Source organism: Streptomyces sp. P5F9 (assembly GCF_057961495.1).
The window spans coordinates 1-914 of sequence record NZ_JBXVPZ010000987.1 but is presented as its reverse complement, the minus strand read 5'-3'; the positions used below and the strand labels follow the sequence as shown (position 1 = coordinate 914).

Annotated in this window: 1 protein-coding gene; it reads right to left on the bottom strand. The window is 67.1% G+C overall.

Annotation, left to right across the window (positions count from 1 at the left end):
- Window positions 1-195: 195 nt before the first annotated feature.
- The gene (locus AC31A1_RS51980) at window positions 196-483 is read right to left on the bottom strand and encodes a hypothetical protein (RefSeq protein WP_489660006.1); all 288 of its coding nucleotides are present in this window, start codon (window positions 481-483) and stop codon (window positions 196-198) included.
- Between the last annotated feature and the right edge of the window lie 431 nt (window positions 484-914).

Below are 914 nucleotides of genomic sequence, written 5' to 3'. Positions count from 1 at the left end.
CGAAACCGAACCCCACCAGACTGCCCGACCAAACAAGATCAGCAAAGGCGGTCGCCGAATCCGCCAACAAAGTCCTTCAGGGCCGTGGACGGTAGGAGCGAGCCGGACCACGCTCGCGCGTACCCCGGGCGGCGAACTCCAAGCAGGCTCGCCCGCGATGCGGAAGGCGGCGAGCCCCGCCGTGTCTGGCTCGTCCTACTCGGAGGTCTCCCGGCCGGCGGGCATGGCCAGCGTGCCCGAGGTGATGACGAGCGGCTTGCCCCAGTGCCCGCAGATGGGCCGAAGCGTCCGGCTGCCCGCTCGTATCTGCCGCCGCAGCTGACCGGGCTGGTCATCCATGATCAAGATATGCTGGCACATTGCGTCATGCTCACGGCTGAAGACTTCAACCCGCTGCCCGCCGAGTGCCGCAGCCCGCACCGCATCAGCGATGGCGGGATAGGCGGCAACGAAGGCGTTCCATTCAGGCAGGAGCTCCGGCACGACCCGCTGTGCATGTCGACCTGGACGTGCAGGCCGAGGCCTGCCCGGTTTCGAACGGCCCATCGTTGCAATCTTCTTCTCGAATCGATTCCCCTACACGCCGTGCAACGACGCGCAGGGAGAGCCGGTGCGCTCTTCCAACCGGATGGTGGTATGGCGGTGGAGACAACTTGCGGTGCGACGAACGCGAGGTGCGCTGAGAAGAGGGACTCGACCGCCTCGTGCCAGACTTTTAGACGGGCCGTCAGGAGGCCTCTACGTGGGACTTGCTGGGCTGCTGTACAGGGCTGCGGTCGACGGTCAGCGTCAACGGCTCGTGGGAGGGCCGGGGGTGGTGTGGACCGCCCTCCTCGGCAATGGGGCCCTGCAAACCAGGGAGAGGCGGTGGTATTGCCGAACCGCCCTGGCGTGGGCCTGGGTGGGGTCGCACG